We start from the raw sequence: 19,773 nt of genomic DNA on the forward strand, positions 1-19,773 counted from the left end.
GAAGTGGCTCCTCTCGGAGGAGAGGAGCCACGGGGTTGGTTAGTGGTTAGTGGTTGGTGCGGCGTTGACGGAGGGTGACGACGCCGGCGATGGTCAGGCAGGTCAGGAGCGTGACGAGGGCGAGGATCGGGGTGCCGGTTCTGGCGAGTTTCCTAATCCTGTTCGCAGTCGCGTTCGTGTTGGCCTTGGACTTGGCGTTGTCCTGCTTCTGGCCGTTGGCGTTGGCGGAGTTGCCGTTGGTGCCGTTGGTGGTGCCGGTTCCGTTGTTGTTGGCGGTGTGGTCGCCATCGTTCTTGGAATCGTTGCCGCCGTTGTTGTCTCCGGGCTTATTGTCGCCGGGGTTGTCGGTGTTGCCGTTATCGTCCTTGCCGTTATCGCCGCCGTTGTCGCCGCTGCGGGCGATGACGGTCTCGTAGACGCCGTCGCCGTCCTTGTCGATCAGGGCTTGGATCTGGCTGCCGTCCTGCTTGATCTGCACGGCCTTGGCGTCGGTGTCGATGGTCAGCGCCTTCTTGTCGCTGATGTTGGACGCCTCAACCTTGACGTTGTGGAGATTGTCGGCGGTGAGGATGTAGCCGATGTCCTTGGCGCGGGCGAGCTGGACGTTGCCGCCGTTGCTGCCGCTGGCCTGATAGGTGTACAGGCGGTCCTTGTCGGCGTTGTCGGTTGCCGCGAGCGTCCAATCGCCGTTGCTGGCGTTGATACGTGCGTTGGCATCCTTGGTGAAGGTGACGCTGCCGGCGTTGGTGACGTTGGCAGTCAGATACCGGTTGCCGTTGCTCAGGGAGTAGTTCACGGTCTCGGCCTTGGACGTCAGCGTGTAGTCCCCGCCATCGGACGGCAGAACGATGTTCTGGCCGCTCTGACCGTCACCATCCGGGTCGGGAACCAGACTGATGCCAGACGCCTTGCCCAGCGCCAGATCGCTGTAGGACCAGCTGCCCGCGGAACCGACAGAGAGATTCAGACCGTGGGCCGTCTTATCGTCGGTATGTAGGACTATGCCGTTGCTATCCGTGATTCCACGGCCGGTTAGCGTGTCAAGTGATTGCGCCACGATTTTTGCGCCAAGTTCCTTTGAAGCTGCCGCCGTGCCAGGCTTGGATGTGTTCATGGTCGGGTAATCCCAGTATCCGGTCTCCGTATCGACATAGAGATACTGCGCGTCGTGGCACGTGAGGCTGGGGTGGAAACCTGTGGGGCAGTTGGGATCATAGACGCGGACCCTCTTGGTGTAAGTGCGGTTGTTGATGGTCCATTTGCCGTTAGTTTCAGCTCCAATACCCACGATTTCATGCGAGCTGCCCGTGTTCAAATCAGGTTCGTTGTTGTTGCCCATGTGGTAGTAGGCGAGAAGGATGCCGAAGGGTTCCCCTCCGGACTCAGCGGTTTCCGCCATGCTCCATAAGTTGGGCATCTGGTTAGGGGTTCCATAGTCCGTGTTCCAACCCGCGACCACACTCGGCAGGTACTTGAGGAGATGGTAGTAGGAGATTTCGGGGAATGCGTTTGCCTCCTTGACGTCATGTGTGGCCTTGGCGTTGCCCTGCAGATACTGCACCTGCGTCTGGCCCGTGTAGATGAGCATGGAGAGCACGGACATGCCATAGCACAGTCCACCGCCGTTATTCTCCTTCTCGTACGCATCTCGTAGCACTTTGCCCGTGGCCGGGTTCTTTTGCTCGAGAGCGTCTAGGCGCTGCGACTGCTCCTTTTCTAATTTCATCTTCTTGTCGGGATTCGCGAACTGCCATCCATCCCGCTCGACAAGGAAGCCGCCGCCGGCGACGGTGACCTCCAGCTTGGCGGAGATTTTGGTGCTGCCGTTGTCCTTGAGGGTGGCGGTGATCGTGGTTTTGCCGTTGGTCTTGGCTGTCACCTTGCCTTCGGCATCCACGGTTGCGATGTCGGTGTCCGAGGACTTCCATTCGAGTCGTTCGTTGTTCACCGGGGAGCCGGACATCGAAGCGGTCAGCGTCACGGACTGGTCCCTCTTCAATGACAGCTTGCCATCCTGAACGCCATCGCCGGTGATCTGAAGCTCGTTATAGACGGTGACTTCAATGCTGGCGGTTACTTTCGGGTTGGACACTGATGTGGCGGTGATCGTGGTCTTGCCGGGCTTGACGGCGGTGACCTTGCCGCCCTTGTTCGATACGGTAGCGACGCTCTCATCGGAGGACGTCCAGCGTACCGACTTATCGGTGGCGTTGGTGGGGGAGACAGTGGCGGTCAGCTCGACCGATTTATCGACGTCCAGACTCCGCTTGCCATCCTTCACTCCGTCGCCGGAAATCTTGATCGAGGAAACGGGAACGCCCGTGTCCGGCGCATCCACCGTCACGCCCTTGATCTGAATAGGCTTTTCGGACTGCCAATCGGTTTCTCCGAAATTACCCCAGGCCCAGAGGGAACCGTCGTTCTTGACCGCAATCGTGTAGGCCATACGATCGTAGGCAGCGGCATAATCTGAGCCGCCTACGTCAACGGTAGTCACATTATTGAAATTGCTGCCGTCCGCGTCTTTAGCAACGTGATGGGGGGTCGTACTCTTGGTGCAATCACCCCACTCATATACCGTACCGGTTGTTGTCGTCAATGCTACGCGGCGACCATCTGCGTTTATGGACCGTACCGGAATGGACTTATCTGCAGATTTAATGCTCATCCTAGTAGGAGTCTTGATCAGATCCAGCTCGTTCGTATCGAGAATATGATCGCTATTCTGTCCCCATTCCCAAAGATTATCGCTCTCATCCTGCGCGTAGAAAGCGCCGGTTCCTGCAGTGATGGACGTGATATTGGTCAGATTTCGCACTTGCTTGGGTTCGGCCACTACGGAGTTGGTTTCGTCATCCGTGCCGAGCAGTCCACGATCGTCGCGCGGATACACGCCATCGGTGTTCTTCTCGAAACCGTTGAATCCCCAGGCCCAGACAGTGCCGTCGGACTTGACGCCAAAAGTCTCGTTCCAGCCGACGTCAAAGGATGTGGTTGCGATGGACTTTACGTTATCGAGGTTCTGTACCTGCTGCGGTGAGGTCACCCAGTTGGAGGAGCCGTCCTTCTTGATTCCCAGCAGGTTCTGAATGGGATGTGAGTTCGTACTGGTGCCGTTGAGACCCCATGCCCAGACCGTGCCGTCGGACTTGAGTGCGAATACGGCATGCCCGTCAGCGCTGATGGACTTGACTTTGGTCAGTCCTTTCACCTGTTCCGGGGTCGACACCTGTGCCTGGGATGAACCAGTGCCGAGGATACCGACGGCTTTGTCTCCGGCATAGCGGTCGTCTCCGGTGTTGTTGCCCCATGCCCAGACCGTGCCGTCGGACTTCACCGCGAATGATTGGTCATCATTGGCTGCAACCGAGATCACGTCGGACAGCCCGCGTACCGTGACCGGAGTCATTGGTGTCTGGGGGTCCGTGGTGGTGCCGTTGCCCAATTGGCCGCTGTTGTTCTTGCCCATGGCGACGACGCCGTTCTTCTGGACGGCGAGTATATGGTTACGACCGGTTGCGATATATGAGGAGGCCGTCTTCGCTGAATTGGTATTGCCGCTGTTACCGGGCTTGTTGTCGGAGTCGTCGATATTCGGCGCTTCCACCGTTACGCCCTTGATCTTGGTGGGGGCGGTGGTGGTGAACTTTACCTTGTTGCCGAGTTCGCCATGCAGCCAGACTGAACCGTCGGCCTTCACCGCGAGGTAATAGTCGTTGCCGCTGACCGTGGCGGACACCACCTTGGTGAAGTCCTCGCCATCAGCATCCTTGTCGATCTTGGTCGTGGCGACCTTGGAATCCGAACCCTTGATGCGTTCGGACAGCGTGCCGTCATTGTGCACGATCACGGTGTGTCGGCCGTCCACGGCAAGAACCTTGGCATTGCTCAACGTCACCTTTGCCGGAGTGGACAGCATATCGGCATCGTTCTCGATGATGTGATCGTTGTTGCGGCCCCACGCATAGGTCGTGGTGCTCTTATTGGCCGCGTAGAACTGGCCGGAGCCGGCGGCGATGGAGGTGATGTTGCTCAGGGACTTCACCTGCTTGGCGTATTCGATGGGGCCGTCTTCGCTGCCGGTGCCCAACAGTCCCTGATCGTCATACGGATATACGCCGTTCCAGCCCTTGAAACGGCCGTTGAATCCCCATGACCATACCGTGCCGTCGGACTTGAGGGCAAGAGTCTCGTTGACGCCAGCCTCACTGTCCACGGCCGTGGCGACCGCGGTGATGTCCGTGATCGGGGTGCCGTCGGTGAGATTCGTCACGACCTGCTGCGGGGTGGTAATCCAATTGGAGAACGTCGGTCCGTAGCCGTCGCGTTTGACGCTCAGCCAGCCGACCCATGACGGTCCCTGGGCAACGCCATCCTGACCCCAAGCCCACAGCGTGCCGTCCTTCTTGACCGCGAACGCCGAGTTACCTGCGGCGCTGATGGACTGAATGTCGGAGAGTCCCTTGACCTGCTGCGGGGTGGTCACCGTGTCTTCGGAGGAACCGGTGCCGAGCGTGCCGGCAGTGTCGTGACCAACATACGGATCGGCTCCCTTGTTCTTGCCCCACGCCCAGACGGTGCCGTCCTTCTTGACCGCGAACGACTGATCCTGGTCGGCGGCCACGGCAACCACATCGGACAGGCCGGAGACCTTGGTCGCCTGATACATCGAATCATTGAGATTGCCGGTGCCCAGCTGTCCGCTGGAATTGTCGCCCAACGCGACGACCGTGCCGTCCTTCTGCACGGCAAGCATATGCGTGGGGCCTGCGGCAACGCGGTTCGCCACGTTCTTGAAGGCCGAGTCAGAGCTGATCGTCTGTTCGGCCGATGCGGTGGTTGCTGTGGCGGCGGTGCCGGCTACGGCGAGTGCGGTGACCATGGCTCCGGTAATGGCCATGGCCCATGTTTTTCGTAATGACCGGCCGGCTGTCGTGAGTCGGTCTTGTAGTCCGCTCATGGGTGAATCCTTCCGTGGGGGTTCGTCTTGCGGCTGCGTCATTGGCGGCGTTTCCGCAAGGTTTGATACTCTTCCACGATCAGGATTCCACTTTGGTGGCGCGCCGGTTTTGCCACACGCCGGTGGGACGTACGACGTTATGCAAACGTGTGGGAAGACACGGCGAACATGGCGGTTCTGCAACGATATCGGGTGTTCTCACTCGTTCGGAGGGGAACACCCGGGGTGTATGGGAACAGGCGCGCAGTGAATCCGAAACTAGGAGATGATGGGCGTTACCGGGGCGGTGGTCTCGAAGAGGCGGTCGACATGACGGCCGTTGATCCAGGCGCGGCAGACGGCGGCGGACACGGTCTCGTCGGGCACGCAGGCCACCACGGACGGGCCGGAGCCAGAGACAAACGCGGCGGTGGCGCCAGCCTCCAACGCGGCGCGGATGGCCTCGCCGGAACGCGGATGCAGAGTGACGGCGGCGTTCTGCAGATCGTTGGCCGTGAATCCCATGCCGCCGGCGCTCGCGGCGGAGTCCGTGCTCGTTCCCGCGCCGATCGCGTCGAACATGCGGTAGACGTCGGGCGTGCTCAGCTGCGTGTTGTATGCGCCCACGACCATGCATCCGAGCATGCCGGGCAGAATGTCGGGATGGCTGGCGTCCACGGTTTCGATGACCTCGCCGTAGCCGGTGCCGTGCGCGAGTCCGCCGGCAAGGCAGAACGGCATGTCCGCGCCGAGTTTCGCGGCGATCGGGCGCAGACGCTCGACCGGCCAGTTCAGACCCCACAGGCGGTTCAGCGCGAGCAGCGTGCCCGCAGCGTCGCTGGAGCCCCCGCCGAGACCGGCGCCCACGGGAATGCGCTTCTCCAGCGTGATACCCACGTCGGTGGACTGACCGGCGGCCTCGGCGAGCGCGAACAGAGCCATGACGGCGTGATTGCGACGCATGTCGGCATGATCGAGCGCCAGATCGCCCAGATGGCTGCCGGCGAGCTCAAGGCTGAACCCGGTGCCGGGCGCCTTGCGCGTGACGGTGACCGTGTCGTAGATGCCCACGCCGCAGTAGATGGTGTCGAGCCGGTGCCGGCCGCCCCATTCGGCGCGGGATTCGCCCACGCGCAGGGTGAGGTTGGTCTTGGCCGGGCATTCCACGCGCACGGAGTTCACCGGTTCCGCGGAACCGGATTCGGGCGACCGCGCGGGAACCACCGCCGGCGTGGGCGTGCCCGCCGATTCGGTGGAATCAACGCTGTTCATGATGCTGGGTGCGGTCATCAGGCCTCCTTGCCGTCCGTACCTTCTTCAACGCGGGCCGCGGCCTCGGCGAGCGCGGCGAACCGATCGATCGTCAGGGTCTCGCCGCGCAGCGTCGGATCGATGCCGGCCAGAGCGAACGCCTCCTTGGGCATGATCTTCTTCAATGCGGCGTTGAGCGTCTTGCGGCGCTGGGCGAATGCGGCATCGACCAGGGCGAACGTGCGCTTGCGTGCGGCCACGTCGGCGTCGGTGCGGTCGGTGTGCGTGCGCGTGAACTTGACGAGTGCGGAATCCACGTTCGGTGCGGGCCAGAACACGTTGCGGCCGATGATGCCGGCGCGTTCGGACGTGCCGAACCAGTGGAGCTTGGCGGTGGGGGTGCCGTAGATCTTGCTGCCGGGCTGCGCGGTAAGGCGGTCAGCCACTTCCTTTTGCACCATCACCACGAAGCTGCTCAGGTTCGGGTAGCGTTCGAGCAGGGTGATGATGATCGGCGTGGCCACGTTGTACGGCAGGTTGGCCACGAGCGTGAACGATTCGGCGTCCGCGAGCTGCGGGGTGTCGTCGGGCGTGACCTTGAGCGCGTCCTTGTTGATCACGCTGAACCGCGCGGCGGCATCCGGCATGCGTTCGGCCACGGTGTTGGGGATGCGTTCGGCCAGCGGCGGGTCGATCTCCACGGCGGTCACGTGCGCGCCGGTCTCCAGCAGTGCGAGGGTGAGCGAGCCGAGGCCGGGACCCACCTCCATCACCTGATCGCCTTCGCCGATCTCGGCGGTGCGGGCGATGCGGCGCACGGTGCCGGGGTCGATCACGAAGTTCTGGCCGAACTTCTTGGTGGGCGTGATGCCGGCCTCGGCGGCGATGCGGCGGATGTCGGCCGCGCCGAGCAGACCGCTGTCGTCGATGTCGGCCTGATGGGCGGCGGATTCGGTGGTGTGCGCGTTGCCGGGGTTGTCGGCCGTGGTGTTCGTCATATCGCTCTCGTACTACGTGATGTCGGTGTGGTCAGGGTCGGTGTCGATCGGCTCTGTGCTCTTTAGTACCAGCCGGTCTTCTGCGAGTGTGCCCAGGCGGTGTCGGGGTTGCCGTAGCGGCCGGAGATGTAGCTCAGGCCCCAGTTGATCTGGATGGCGGCGTCGTCCTTCCAGTTGGCGCCGAACGTGGCCATCTTGCTGCCGGGCAGCGACTGCGGGATGCCGTACGCGCCGGAGGACTTGTTCTCCGCGCTCCAGCTCCAGCCGGACTCCTTGTTCCACAGCTTCACCAGAGAGTCGAAGTTGGTGCCGCCCCAGCCGTACTGCGCCACGGCGCCGCGGGCGTAGGTCTGCGCTGCGGACGGGGAGGCGTGCCACAGGCCGCTCGTGCTGCCGGAGCTGGAGGAGCTGCCGGAGTTCGAGCTCGAGTTGTTGCTGGAGCTGTTGCTGCTCGAGTTGGACGAGCCGGAGTTGGAGGAGCTCGAGTTGTTGCTGGAGCTGCCCGAATTGTTCGACGAATTGTTGTTCGTGTTCTGGGTCGGCTTCTGCGTGGGTGTGGGGGTCTCCGCCGGCTTGCTGGTCTCCGACTGGCTCGGGGAGCTCGACGGCTTGGACGACGCCGACTCGCTCGGCTTCGACGACGCCGACGAGGACGACGACGAGCTGGGCTTGCTGCTCGGCTTGGACGAGCTGGAATCGGACGAGTTCTTGTCGGAGCTGTCCGACTTGGAGTCGGTCTTGTCGGAATCCGACTTGTTGTCCGACTTGTTGGAGTCGTTGGAGTTCGAGTCGCTGCTCGAGTTGTCGCTCGGCGTCTCCTCGGTCTTCTCCGGGCCCACGGCCACCACCTGGTTGACGGCCTCCTTGGTGGTCGTCTCCTTGAGCAGCACCGCGGATTCGGCCTGACCGTCCACGAACGTGGTGTTGTAGGTCTGCGTCTTCTCGCCGTTCTGCCCCTGCTGACGCACCACGGTCTCGCCGGGCTGCAGCGTATCGTCCACGATCGTCTGCGTGACGAACGGGATCTCCACGGTCTTGGTGGTCTCGCCGTGGGTGACGCGCTTGACGCGGAGCACGGTCTGATCGCCGTTCTTCTCCACGCTCACGCGATCCTCCTTGCCGAGCACGATGCCCTTGGAATCGAGGATCGACGCGGCCGGCAGCTTGCCGTTCGGCGCCTCGCTGGACTGGCCGTCGGCCACCACGGTCACCGGACCGTTGGCGTTGATCACGAATCCGCCCGTCAGCTGGTTATACACGTTCTGAATGTTCACCGTGACCTGGCTGGCCGCGTTCTCGTTGTCCTGGAAGAATCCGAGCAGCTGGTCGGCGCTCGTGGCGATCGTCCAGAACGGCACGTCCTTGCCCTCGATGGTGATGGTGGCCTGATACGCGCTCTGCACCTTCACCACCGCATGATTGGCCAACGCGTTGCCGCTCGACGACGTGACGATGTCGTGGGTCTTCACATCCACGCCCTGCTCCTGCAGCAGACGGTCGACGCTCATCGCATACGTCTGCACGGTCTCGGTCTTGCCGTTCACTTCAAGCGCGACGGTCTTGTGCGTGCCAACCAGGAAGCTTGCCATGCACGCCACGGTCACCGCTGCGGCACAAGCTGCCACACGAATACGGCGACGCGCCTGAAAACGTTGCGGAGTCCACCTACGTGCCATCAAATCCTCCTGAAGAACTATTGAAAACCAACCCTCATTGTATGGTGCCAACCTTGACAGCCCGTGTTTCGTAGCCCGCCAGCGCCGAATCCGCACAATTTCAGAGTTGATTGTCGGTCTCTCAAGACGGATCTGGGTATATCCGCATCATGAGGACCCCCGATTGGTGTGGTTCATGATGCGGGTATACCCAGATCCGCCTATATGGGCCGGTTTGACCCAGAAATATTCGACCGGTTATACCCAGATATCAGTCCCGATAGACCCAAGACCTTGGTCTGGATATACCCGGATATCAGTTTTGATAGATCTAAAGCGACGGTTCGGTGGTTGGTTGATCACCTCATCCGTCAGCCTTCGGCTGCCACCTTCCCCTCAAGGGGAAGGCAGGTTTTCCTAATAATCCTCCCCCCCCCAGATACGAAAAAGGCCTTCCGAGGCAAGGGGAAGGCAGGTTTTTCTAATAATCCTTCCCCTCGAGGGGAAGGTGTCGGCGCCAGCCGACGGATGAGGTGGCCGACCGGGATGACAGAAATGACAGGATGGGGAACAGGGGAATAGAAAAGTCGACGAATGATAAAAGAAAAAGGAGAGGGGCCGGCTTAGAAGGGGGATGATTCCGGCCCCTCTCAACGGACGGAGCGGGTTGGGGGATGCTCCGTCCCATGTCTCAGAAGCTGTTTTTGATGGGGGAAGCTCCTGAGTTCTTACTCGCGGTAAGTCTTAAATCCCCGTTCGGTTACAGGCATCGTAAACCTTCAACGTGTAAACCATATCACTCTTTATATGGAAACACCTACGGCGTGTTCTCCTTGCGGACAGTAGGGGAGACAGGGGTTTCGGCGTCGGCTCGGCATGGGGTGGATGTTCGGGTTCACATGCGGCTCGTACGTAGTTCGTACATGATGATTGCGGGATTATCGCGTGCGATTCCGACCATGCATGATCGCCGACGACCGCAAAGGAGTGTTAAAGATTATCGATGATCGATGGAGAACGTCGGCCGGTGAACCGCCGGCGAACCGTTCATAACGGGGGTATTGGAGCCTCCTGTCAGGTTCGAACTGACGACCTGCCGCTTACAAGGCGGCTGCTCTGGCCAACTGAGCTAAGGAGGCGTGTCTGCCACGCGACGCGTGGCAGACGAGGATTCAGTATAACGAATGAACTGGATTTAGCGATACGTCGCAGACGCTCACGGGTAGAGCGGGCCCTTGCTGTCGCCGATCTCCGGAACCGCGCCGGACTGCCCCACCTGAGCGGAGTCGAGACCGATCGCCTTGAGGAACGCGGTGCGCGTATCCACGCTGGAATCCAGTCCCTGACGGTTCCAGTACTTGCCGTTGAACGTGACCGTCGGCGTGGTCATCTGGCCCTTGAGCGAGCCTTCGGTGTTCCACAGTTCGCTGCGCAGCGGCGTGTACTCGGCCATCGCAGTGACCCAGCTCTTGTACTCGTAGTCCTTGTCGGTGGCCTTGGTCGCCACGTCCTCGCTCACGCCGGCCGCGATCATCTGCTTCTTGATGTCGTTGTCGCTCACCGACTGGTAGTCGGACTCGCTCGGCTGGAAGTCCTCCGCATACATCAGGCTGATGAACTTGAGGATGTGGTCGGTGTCGTTGTCGTTCTCCAGCAGCTCGATCGTGGCGTTCGCCGTGCGTGTGGAGTATTCGTCGGTGGAGTAGCGGTCCATGAATCCGTTGGGATGGATCTCCAGATTGATCTGGCCGGCATCCACCAGCTGGGTGAAGGTCTCGCCCATCGAACGCTCGAAGCTGCCGCAGCCCGGGCACATGTAGTCCATATATACGGCCACGGTGGGCACGCCGTCGACGGGCTTGTTCACGCCGTCCTTCGACAGGATGAAACCGCCCTTGTCGGTGGCGTCCGTCGGCTTGGGGGAGGCCTTCTCCACCTTGGCCCAAGCGGCGTTGACGTCGTCGGCGTTCGCCGTGGGGTTGTGCGACTTCCACACGTTGAATCCGATCACGGCCACCAGGATCACCACGATGGCCACCACCACCGCGCCGATGATGGTCTGATTGCGGCGGTCGCGCGCCGCCTGTTCCTCACGTGCCTTGGCGGCTGCCGCTTCGGCGGCCTGACGCGCCTTGCGGTTGGTGGGTTTCGTCTTGTTGGCCATGGATCGCCTCGTGCTCCCTTGGTTTTCAATGGTTCCGGCACGATGCTGCCGGCTCGTTGTAGCAGCCTCAATATAACAGCGGAGGGTAAATAAACGGTGATGATGCCCACGATCCACGGCTGCCGTATGGAGCGGGTATACGGTTCGCTAGGTTTGCTGTCAGGGCCGGAGGGGGACCGATCCGGCGCCGGCCCTGTGCCCTCAGCCCAGAATGATCGGCGCCCAGTCGATGCTGCCTCCGGCGAGCAGCATTGCCACGCCGGCGAGGATCAGCACCAGCCAGATCAACGTGAGTGTCCAGCCACGCCGATGCGCCGACTGTTCCAGTCGCTCCTGCTCTTCCGGCGGCAACGATCCCGGCCCGCTCGGCCCGGCCAGACTTGCGTCAATCGACGGCGATGGCGCCCCCAAATCGCCTCGCAGCGTACCGGCGCCGAGCCTTGCGAACCGTGAATACGGTCCGAGTGTCGCCGTGAACCATCCGGCCGCCATGCACACCATCAGCGTGAAGCCCGACGACGACAGCGAGCTGCCGGCCAGCAGCGGGAACCGCAGTGGCTTGCCGAACAGCGTCAGTACGCCGGTGGCCGACGGCAGCATCAACGCCGTGGTGAGGAACGCGGTCAATGCGGCGAACAGGGCCAGCATGAGCAGTACCGGCACCACGGTGAGCGCCAGCCCCTTGATCAGATGCCACGGCATGGATCCGATGATCAGCGCGCTGTCGGTTCCCTTGCGTAGGCCGCCACGCTTGTCCTCGCGATCCAGCTGCGAATTGCGCGACAGGCCCATCACCGTGAACGCCCACAGCAGGAACGACGCCGACATGAGTCCGGCCGCCGGTGTGCTCGCGGCGAACAGGCACAGCGGCGCGGCCAGCAGGCACATGATCATGCGTCCGCGCGGAATGTACCAGTCACGCATGGCGTCGGCGTGATTCCTGCGCGGCTGTGGCGGATACGGCTGGTTCTGTTCGTACGGCTGCTGCTGCGGGTACGGCGGCGCGATGGGCTGACCGTACTGGTCGTACTGTGGCTGACCGTATTGCGGCTGGGCGTACTGAGCCTCATACGGATCAGTGCCGTATGCGGGCTGCTGTTGCGGGTATGCCGTGGCCTGCGGATACGTCCGAGTCTGCTGAATCGACTCCGCCGGCTGTTGGTATCCCTGGCTCTGGATCGACCTCGCCTGACGCGGTTGCCCGTATACGAGCGTGGTGTCCATGTCTGGAACCCCGGTGATCGGCGGCTCTTCGGGAGGCTCTCCGATGGTCGGGGCCTGCACGAGCGTGGTGGTGCCGAGTGTCGGATCCGGTCCGATGATGCGCGTCTGATCAAGGTTCGGCTGCGTGCCGACGGGGCGAATGGCCGGTGCGGAGAGCGATCGTGTCTCGTCCGACTGGATTGGCGTCTGTACCGCCGTTTCGGCGACGTCGGCCGGCTTGGCCGGTTCAGTGCCGCCGGGCGTGACCGGCAATGAGTCGAACAGGTGATCCAGTTCGTCGCGTTCGTCGTTCGATTCGGCCGGTTCGTCGCCAAGCGTATGCAGATCGCGCAGCAGATTCGCCGACTTGGGCACGGCCGCCGATTCGCCGGTATCGTCCTTCAGCCAGTCAAGCTGATCGTATGAGTGCACGGGTGTGGGGTAGCTCGCCGGCATGGTCGTGGTGGCCGCCGTGGGCGGCACTTCTGCGGCATGTGTTGCGGCGGCTGCCGACGACGACACCGTTCGCGGGGTGGCCGGTGGTGCTTGCGGTGCAGGTGCGACCGGCGGTTTCGGCGCCGTGTGGAACGGGTCATCGGCATCCGCGGAGTCCGCTGACGTCGAGGAGGCGGACGCAGGCTGCGGCGATTCGAGCTCATCCGCGGCGGACTGCGGCAGCGGCGGATCGGCCGGCTGGAACGCCGGACTGTCGGACGGCGCGCGATCGACCGGCACCACGCGGGTCTGCCCGGCAAGCACGATGGACGGCTTGTCGGTGTTCCACTCGTCGTCGGTGCCGAAGCCGTCGTCAACGTCGTCGATGTTGTCGGCGTCGTCGGTGTTGCCCGGGTCGCCGAATCGCATTGGCGAGATCGACTCGGTTTCGCCGGCCTCCATCGACGTGTTGTTTGTGGACAGCGAGCCCACGCCGATCACCTGCGTCAGTGCGGCACGGCGTTCGTCGAGCTCCTTCCACAGCGAGCGCGGATTATCTGAAGAGCTTTTTCCAAAAGGGCGCACCACCCCGGTTTCGCCGCCCTCGTTCGTCTCGCGGTTTTCGGACGGTTCCTCGCCGGCGCTCCCGGTCTGCGGCGAGATCGACGGCGGCATGGCGGTCGGCATCGCACCGCTGAGCATCGGTTTGCCGGGCAGTGCGGTCGCCGGTTCGGTTGCGGTTGCGGTTGCGGCGGCGGAGCCTGCCGCATTGGACTCCAAGCCCGTCCACAGTTCCGGGACCATGGCCTCCTGCTCGATGGTCTGCAGCAGTTCCATCGGCGTGCAGCGGTCCTCGCGGCGAGGGCTCAGCGCGCTGCGGAATGCGGCCGTCGTACGCGGCGGCAGTCCGGCGAGGTTCGCATTGCCCGCGGCCGCGCGTTCCAACACCGCCATCATCGGCTTGGAACCGAACACGGGCTGGCCGGTGGCGGCGAACGCGAGCACCGCGGCCGTGCTCCACCAGTCGGTCGTCTCGTCGGATTCCGCGCCGTCGATGATCTCCGGGGCGATGAATCCCGGCGTACCCATCACCAGACCGGTGCGCGTCACATGACTTTCGCCCTCGCCCATGGCGATGCCGAAGTCCACCAGCACCGGGCCGGTACGTGACACCATCACGTTTGTCGGCTTGATGTCGCGGTGGATGATGCCCGCCCTGTGCACAGCGGTCACCGCGTCGATCAGCTTGCGTGTGAGTCGTTCCAGATCGCCGGCCACGTACTTGCCGTTCGCCAGCACGTCCTCACGCAGGTTCTTGCCCTCGATGAGTTCGGTGACGATGAACGCCAGCGAGTCGTCCAACTCCATATCGACGATCTGGCATACGCCGGGATGATTCACGCGGCGCAGCGCGGCGGCCTCTCGGCGCAGTCGTTCGCGCGCCATGCCCGCCGTGTCCTCGCCGCCCTGCTGAAAGCCTTCGGTGCTTTCGTCGCCGTCGTCGTTCAACGAATCGCGCAGGATCTTCATGGCGTAGATGTTGCCGCCGTCGTCCTTGACCCGCCACACCGAACCCATGGCACCGCCCCCAAGACGCGAGATGAGGGTATAGCCCCCCACAAGGTTCCCCGGTGCCAGATTCAGCGCAGTCAAATCACTCATGCGCCCCATTGTGACACCCGTGCCCTACGACCGGTTCGATGGGCGCGAAACGGTTACAGTTCATGCGCGGAAGCGGTTGCGCACGCGGCGTTGCCCGGGTGTCGTCCGCATGCCGTCCGTGTCGGAACCGGCCCTGTTCCTACCGAATCCAGCGTTCGCCACTTACACTGATAACGAACCAGAACGTGTGGAGGATGTTATGAGCCGGGATGGTATTGCGACTGCGACAAGTGGCGGCGAAGGAGACGCGGGCGACGAGGGGGCGCGCAGGGTCAGGCGGCTGATGTCGGGCAAGCCGCGGGAACTGAAGCTGTCGATGCCGAAGCTGATGGTGCCGGAGCTCAGAAACACGAAGATGGGGAAGGCAAAGGCCTCAAAGGGCCTGAATCTGCAGGAGCCGGCGCCGCTCGTGTCCGCAAGGCTGGGGGGGCGGCCGCTCGTGTCGGTGATCGTGCCCATATATAAGGTCGAGCGCTATCTCGACGAATGCGTGAGCGGCATCGTGAACCAGACGTATCGGAATCTGGAGATCATTCTCGTCGACGACGGCTCGCCCGACGCGTGCCCGCGGATGTGCGACGAATGGGCGGCTCGTGACGGTCGCATCCGCGTAATCCACAAGCCCAACGGCGGTCTGTCCGACGCGCGTAACGCCGGACTGGCGCAGGCAACGGGCGACTGCATCTACTTCGTCGACTCCGACGACACCGTGGAGCCGAATCTGGTGGAGCGCGCGCTGGATACCATGCGTGAGTACGAGGCCGATCTGGTCATGTTCAAGTTCGACACGATCTCCGAGAATGACAAGCCGCTGCTCTCCGATTACAAGCACAACGATTTCGACGAGATCATGGTGCTTACGCCGCAGGAGGCGATCAAAGCGCAGGTGAAGGCGGAGATCGACGGGTATTTCTGGTCGTTCATGGCCACGGCGAACATCTACAAGGACCATGATTTCTCGTTCCCCGTAGGGCGCAAGATTGAGGACCTGGCACGCATCTGCAATGTGATCGGCGAGGCCACGCTGATCGTGCGCATTCCGGAGGTGCTGTACCACTATCGTCTGCGCGGTGGGTCGATCATGGGCAGTTGGACGCCGCAGTTGTCGATCGACTGGTCCAAGGCGGCCGACGATCGTGAGGAGTACATCGTCTCTCGCTATCCGGAGCTGAAGACGTTCATGAAGCTGCAGCAGCTGACGTTCTTCGCGAATCTGGACTACGAGACGATCCGTCAGTCCCTGGGCGCGCGTCTGGGTGTGGATCCGGAGGAGGCCGACCGGCTTCGCCGGCGCATCGAGGGGCTGGAGCACGACGTTGCCGACGCGGGCGAGGAGGTGCCGGAGTCCACGCGCAAGCTGATCGACATGCTGCGCGCCGTGGTGAAGCCGGGTGCCGCCGCCGAGTTGGCCGACGACGTGGCGGATGGGTTCGCCGACAACTTCAAGGAGATGCGCGAGGAGTGGCGCAGGATCAGCGCCAGCTGGCGCGGTTCGATCCGCGAGGCTCGCGAGGCACATGAGGACGCCCGTGAGGAGGCGAGGATCGCCCGTCAAATCAAGGACACCGCAATCGAGTAGTCGCTGGGTAGGGGAGTGCCGGAAACCTGCCGCGACACGCCGATGGAGGCGTTGCGCGGCATGGGATCCGGCAAATTTTGAAATTTTTTGTTAGATCGATCTAACCCAACTCGTGCAACGATTGACGAAGACAGGTGTGGTTACCGGTCGGTAATGTGCACGCTCTCAAAGGGTTTCCCGAGTTGATTGATTAACGGCATTAACGTATAGTTAATCCCGCAAACACAACATGCTTAATGGCAAAGGAGCTATGCAAATGAGCATCCGCGACTACGTGACCGGCGTCGGACATGTCGGCATCCCCACCAACGATCTCGAAGGCACCATCGCCTACTATGAGAAGCTGGGTTTCGAATGCGAGGGCATCTACCCGAACGGTGACGACCGCTGCACCTTCCTGCACCTGAATAACCTCACCCTCGAGGTGTGGACCATGGCCGAGCCGGCCGGTGTCACCGGTGCGATCAACCACTTCGCCCTCGACGTCACCGACATCGACAAGGCGTTCGAACAGGCCGTGGAGCTGGGCCTCAACCTGGTCGAGGGTTCCGTTCAGCACATCGACACCTTCCACGAGAACGGCATCCGCTACTTCAACGTGCTCGGCCCCAACCACGAGACCATCGAGTACTGCCAGGTCCTGTAAGGTCCGGCGCGGCACTCGCAAATCCTCAACACTTCACCGTCGAGCGGAACCGATCACCAATCGACATCCATAACTCAATACGCATAACCGAATACATAACTGAATCCCCTTTTCCTTCGTTGGCCTTAGCTTCGGCGGGTTACGGCGAATCCAACGGGTCCGATCACTGCAACCGGCACGGCGGTACCGCGGATGCGACGCATGCATCCGCGTACGGCACGCCAAGGATGTCGTGACATGTCGTACGGAAGCGACGCGGACTCGTCGATTATCCATCCGTGTAACCGCCTGTGTTTGCAGGGGCCAAGACCAACGAAGCCGTGCCGGCGGCATGTCCCGCCGGCCGCCGGGCGATCTTTCCGCCCCCATGTATGTACGCAACGGTTGCACACGGTTTTCCAGAAGAAGGAATCATGGCACAAGCAACCGAAACCAAGACCGGCGCCGAGGCCGGTCAGGTCGCCGAAAACGGCGGCAAGAAGACCCCGTGGATCGAGTTCTCCAACGGCTACCTCGATCGCACCCCCGTACTGCAGTTCGCGATGACCTCCGTGCTGTTCGCCATCTGGGCCATCGCCTCCAGCCTCAACGACATCCTGATCACGCAGTTCAAGGCCGTGTTCTCGCTGAGCGATCTCGCCACCGCGTTCGTGCAGAGCGCGTTCTACGGCGGCTACTTCCTGATCGCCATCCCGGCCTCGCTGTTCATCAAGAAGACCAGCTACAAGCTGGGCATCATCGCCGGCCTGTCGTTCTTCGCCGTCGGCTGCTTCATCTTCTTCCCGGCGTCCCGACTGGTCACCTACGAGGTGTTCCTGTTCGCCATCTTCGTCGAGGCCATCGGTCTGAGCTTCCTTGAGACCTCCGCCGATACCTACGCCACCCTGATGGGCCCGAAGCGCCTCGGCACCGTGCGACTCAACGTCGCCCAGACCATGAACGCCCTCGGTCTGATCACCGGCATCCTGCTCGGCAAGTACCTCGTGTTCCAGGACTCCAACCTGCACGCCGAGATGGCCAAGATGACCCCCGAGGCCGCCAAGGCCTACGGCGCCGAGCAGCTCAGCCGTACGCTGGAGCCGTACAAGTACCTGCTCATCGTGCTCGCCGTGCTGATCATCCTGTTCGCCCTCACCAAGTTCCCGAAGTGCCGTCCTGCCACCAAGGAAGGCGGCGTCGCCAAGGCCACCCTCGGTGAGACCATGAACTACCTGTTCCACAACGGCCGCTTCTGGAAGGGCATCGGTACCCAGTTCATCTACATCGGCGCCCAGACCGGCATCTGGTCCTTCACCATTCGTCTGGCGCTGAACCAGGGCGGCTCCTCCATGACCGACCGTGACGCCGCGAACTTCATGATCGTCAGCTACATCGTGTTCTTCGTCGGCCGTCTGCTCGCCAGCTACCTGCTGTCCAAGTTCCGTGAGACCCGCGTGCTCGCCGCCTTCATGATCGTCGGCGCGATCGTGCTGCTTGGCACCGCGTTCCTGCCCGGCATGACCGCCGTGTGGTTTGCCGTGGCCGTGAGCCTGTTCCTCGGACCGGGCTGGCCGACCATCTACTCCCGCACCCTGAAGACCGTCGAGGATCGTCGTCACACCGAGACCGCCGGCGCCATCATCGTGATGGCTCTGGTCGGCGGCGCCGTGCTCCCGACCTTCCAGGGCGCCCTGTCCGACGCCACCACCATGCAGTTCTCCTTCATCCTGCCGGCCATCGAGCTCGCCATCGTGGGCCTGTACTTCCTCAGCGAGTTCAAGCGCGACAAGTACACCCCGGCCCAGCTCAAGGAAATGGCCTCCGAGGAGGAAGCCTGAGCGGTTCTCCGTTTCCCCTCACTGAGCGAAGCTGACTGAGGGGAGACCCCCTAAATACGACGATCGCCGCGAACCCCCGAATCATCTCGGGAGTCCGCGGCGATCGTCGTATTCGGTTGTGGTGTCGGTCACGCGGCGCTCTGCGCGGCGTTGTCAACGCATCGCAGAGCGTTAAGCGAACGCGGGTATCCGATGTACGGCAGGCACTGCGACACCACCGAAATCAGGAACGCACGGTCGTTGCCCAGCCGGATGTTCGCCGCCGCGTGCGCGGTCAGCTGCGGCTCGCATCCGCCCTGCGCCGCGATGAAGCAGAACGTGATCATCTCACGCTGCTTGAGATCCAATCCGGTGCGCGTGTAGTAGTCACCGAAGCAGTTGGCCGCCAGCCAGCGGTTGATGTGTCGCTTCTCCGCCGGGCCGGACTTATAGAAGTCCTTCATGCCGTCGCCGAAGATGTCGACCTGCGCCTGAGTGCCCTTTTCTCGGCGATCCTCCGCGGTGGTGGTGGACTGCGATTCCAGCGGCAGTTTCACGCCGCGCTCGCGCAGCACGTCGTTGAGTGCGGCGAGGAACGGGTAGACGCGGGCGATGCCCAGATACGCCACCGCCTGATACGTGATCTCCTTGGCCTCGACGGGCGTGACGCCGGCGGTGAGCGCGGCCGGCACGATGCCGCGGAACTCGGTGAGGCACTGCGCGCCGAGCAGGGTGGCGAGGATGGCCATGTAACGGGTGCGGTCGTCCAGATCATTGACGCCCGGCTCGTTCGGCACCTCGTCGAACGCGAAGTTCTCGATGATCTGCGCGAGATCCGGGTCGTCCTCGCGCAGCAGTTCGGTGTTGGGGAAGAAGTGGCGGTGGTATTCCTCCGCCGCGGGCGTGATGTCCATGATGCTCCTTGTAAGAGGGGAGTGGGGTATGCAGTAGGGGGGCTTAGGCGAGGGCGTTGTAGTCGTCGGCGTCCACGGGCTCGAGCCATTCGTTGGACGCGCCCTCGGCCGTGTTCATGATCGCGATGTGCGAGAACGCCGAGTCGGGCGCCGCGCCATGCCAGTGCTTGGTGCCGGGCGCCACGTACACCACGTCGCCGGGGTTGAGCTCCTGCGGCTCCTTGCCCCATTCCTGGTAGTATCCGCGACCGCCCACGGCAATCAGGATCTGGCAGACGCCGTGATGAATATGCCAGTTGTTGCGGCAGCCGGGCTCGAACGTCACATTGGCGACGCTCACCTCCTTGTCCGGGCCGCCGACCAGCGGCGCCAGGTAGCTCTGGCCGACGAAGTACTGCGCGTAGCCGGTGTTCGGCTCGCCGAGCGGGAAGACGCTGGGATTCTCGATTGCCATGATCGGTCCTTTCCTCGATGGCTGACGAATGACTGACGATTCGGTGGCCGGCGATCGTATGGCATGGCCGGCCGATC

The 19,773-nt window shown here is 62.6% G+C and carries 10 protein-coding genes, 1 tRNA gene and 1 pseudogene; 3 read left to right on the forward strand and 9 right to left on the reverse strand.

Annotated elements, in window-relative coordinates; all coding sequences use genetic code 11:
- Positions 1 to 46: 46 nt before the first annotated feature.
- The 7 genes and pseudogenes from Tam10B_RS08380 to Tam10B_RS13570 form a co-directional block, all read right to left on the reverse strand.
- Entirely contained in the window at positions 47 to 4,960 is a 4,914-nt protein-coding gene (locus Tam10B_RS08380; protein ID WP_158214176.1) for an Ig-like domain-containing protein, read from the reverse strand.
- 258 nt (positions 4,961 to 5,218) lie between these two features.
- On the reverse strand, positions 5,219 to 6,229 hold the full coding sequence (locus tag Tam10B_RS08385; RefSeq protein ID WP_233133665.1) for a 4-(cytidine 5'-diphospho)-2-C-methyl-D-erythritol kinase: 1,011 nt from the start codon (positions 6,227 to 6,229) through the stop codon (positions 5,219 to 5,221).
- A complete protein-coding gene (gene rsmA, locus Tam10B_RS08390) occupies positions 6,229 to 7,188 on the reverse strand; it encodes a 16S rRNA (adenine(1518)-N(6)/adenine(1519)-N(6))-dimethyltransferase RsmA (RefSeq protein WP_093960801.1) in 960 nt (319 codons plus the stop codon). The genes Tam10B_RS08385 and rsmA overlap by 1 nt, the downstream gene beginning before the upstream one ends.
- A gap of 62 nt (positions 7,189 to 7,250) precedes the next feature.
- Positions 7,251 to 8,864 (reverse strand): aggregation-promoting factor C-terminal-like domain-containing protein, encoded by a 1,614-nt coding sequence (locus Tam10B_RS08395; protein ID WP_093960802.1) that lies wholly within the window; start codon positions 8,862 to 8,864, stop codon positions 7,251 to 7,253.
- Positions 8,865 to 9,905: 1,041 nt separating this feature from the next.
- Positions 9,906 to 9,982, reverse strand: a tRNA-Thr gene (locus Tam10B_RS08400).
- A gap of 77 nt (positions 9,983 to 10,059) precedes the next feature.
- Positions 10,060 to 11,007 carry a DsbA family protein gene (locus Tam10B_RS08405; protein WP_093960803.1) on the reverse strand — a complete coding sequence of 316 codons (948 nt, stop codon included), beginning with the start codon at positions 11,005 to 11,007 and terminating at the stop codon, positions 10,060 to 10,062.
- Positions 11,008 to 13,194: 2,187 nt separating this feature from the next.
- Positions 13,195 to 14,316, reverse strand: a pseudogene (locus Tam10B_RS13570) (serine/threonine-protein kinase); the annotation flags it as partial.
- A 412-nt stretch (positions 14,317 to 14,728) separates the two neighbouring features.
- Here Tam10B_RS13570 and Tam10B_RS08415 point away from each other — a divergent pair.
- The 3 genes from Tam10B_RS08415 to fucP all read left to right on the forward strand — a co-directional run bounded on the left by Tam10B_RS08415 (position 14,729) and on the right by fucP (position 18,349).
- Positions 14,729 to 15,886 carry a glycosyltransferase family 2 protein gene (locus Tam10B_RS08415; RefSeq protein ID WP_198947565.1) on the forward strand — a complete coding sequence of 386 codons (1,158 nt, stop codon included), beginning with the start codon at positions 14,729 to 14,731 and terminating at the stop codon, positions 15,884 to 15,886.
- A 256-nt stretch (positions 15,887 to 16,142) separates the two neighbouring features.
- Positions 16,143 to 16,532, forward strand: a complete 390-nt coding sequence (locus tag Tam10B_RS08420) for a VOC family protein (RefSeq protein ID WP_093960805.1) — start codon at positions 16,143 to 16,145, stop codon at positions 16,530 to 16,532.
- Between the two features lie 413 nt (positions 16,533 to 16,945).
- Positions 16,946 to 18,349 carry an L-fucose:H+ symporter permease gene (gene fucP / locus Tam10B_RS08425; protein ID WP_093960806.1) on the forward strand — a complete coding sequence of 468 codons (1,404 nt, stop codon included), beginning with the start codon at positions 16,946 to 16,948 and terminating at the stop codon, positions 18,347 to 18,349.
- A gap of 128 nt (positions 18,350 to 18,477) precedes the next feature.
- Here the strand turns inward: fucP and Tam10B_RS08430 are convergent, their stop codons facing one another.
- A complete protein-coding gene (locus Tam10B_RS08430; RefSeq protein ID WP_093960807.1) occupies positions 18,478 to 19,242 on the reverse strand; it encodes a carboxymuconolactone decarboxylase family protein in 765 nt (254 codons plus the stop codon).
- A gap of 43 nt (positions 19,243 to 19,285) precedes the next feature.
- Positions 19,286 to 19,696: a cupin domain-containing protein gene (locus Tam10B_RS08435; RefSeq protein ID WP_093960808.1), complete on the reverse strand. Its 411-nt coding sequence runs from the start codon at positions 19,694 to 19,696 to the stop codon at positions 19,286 to 19,288.
- Positions 19,697 to 19,773 lie beyond the last annotated feature (77 nt).

The sequence above is a fragment of the Bifidobacterium vansinderenii genome (assembly GCF_002234915.1).
GTDB classification, from domain to species: domain Bacteria; phylum Actinomycetota; class Actinomycetes; order Actinomycetales; family Bifidobacteriaceae; genus Galliscardovia; species Galliscardovia vansinderenii.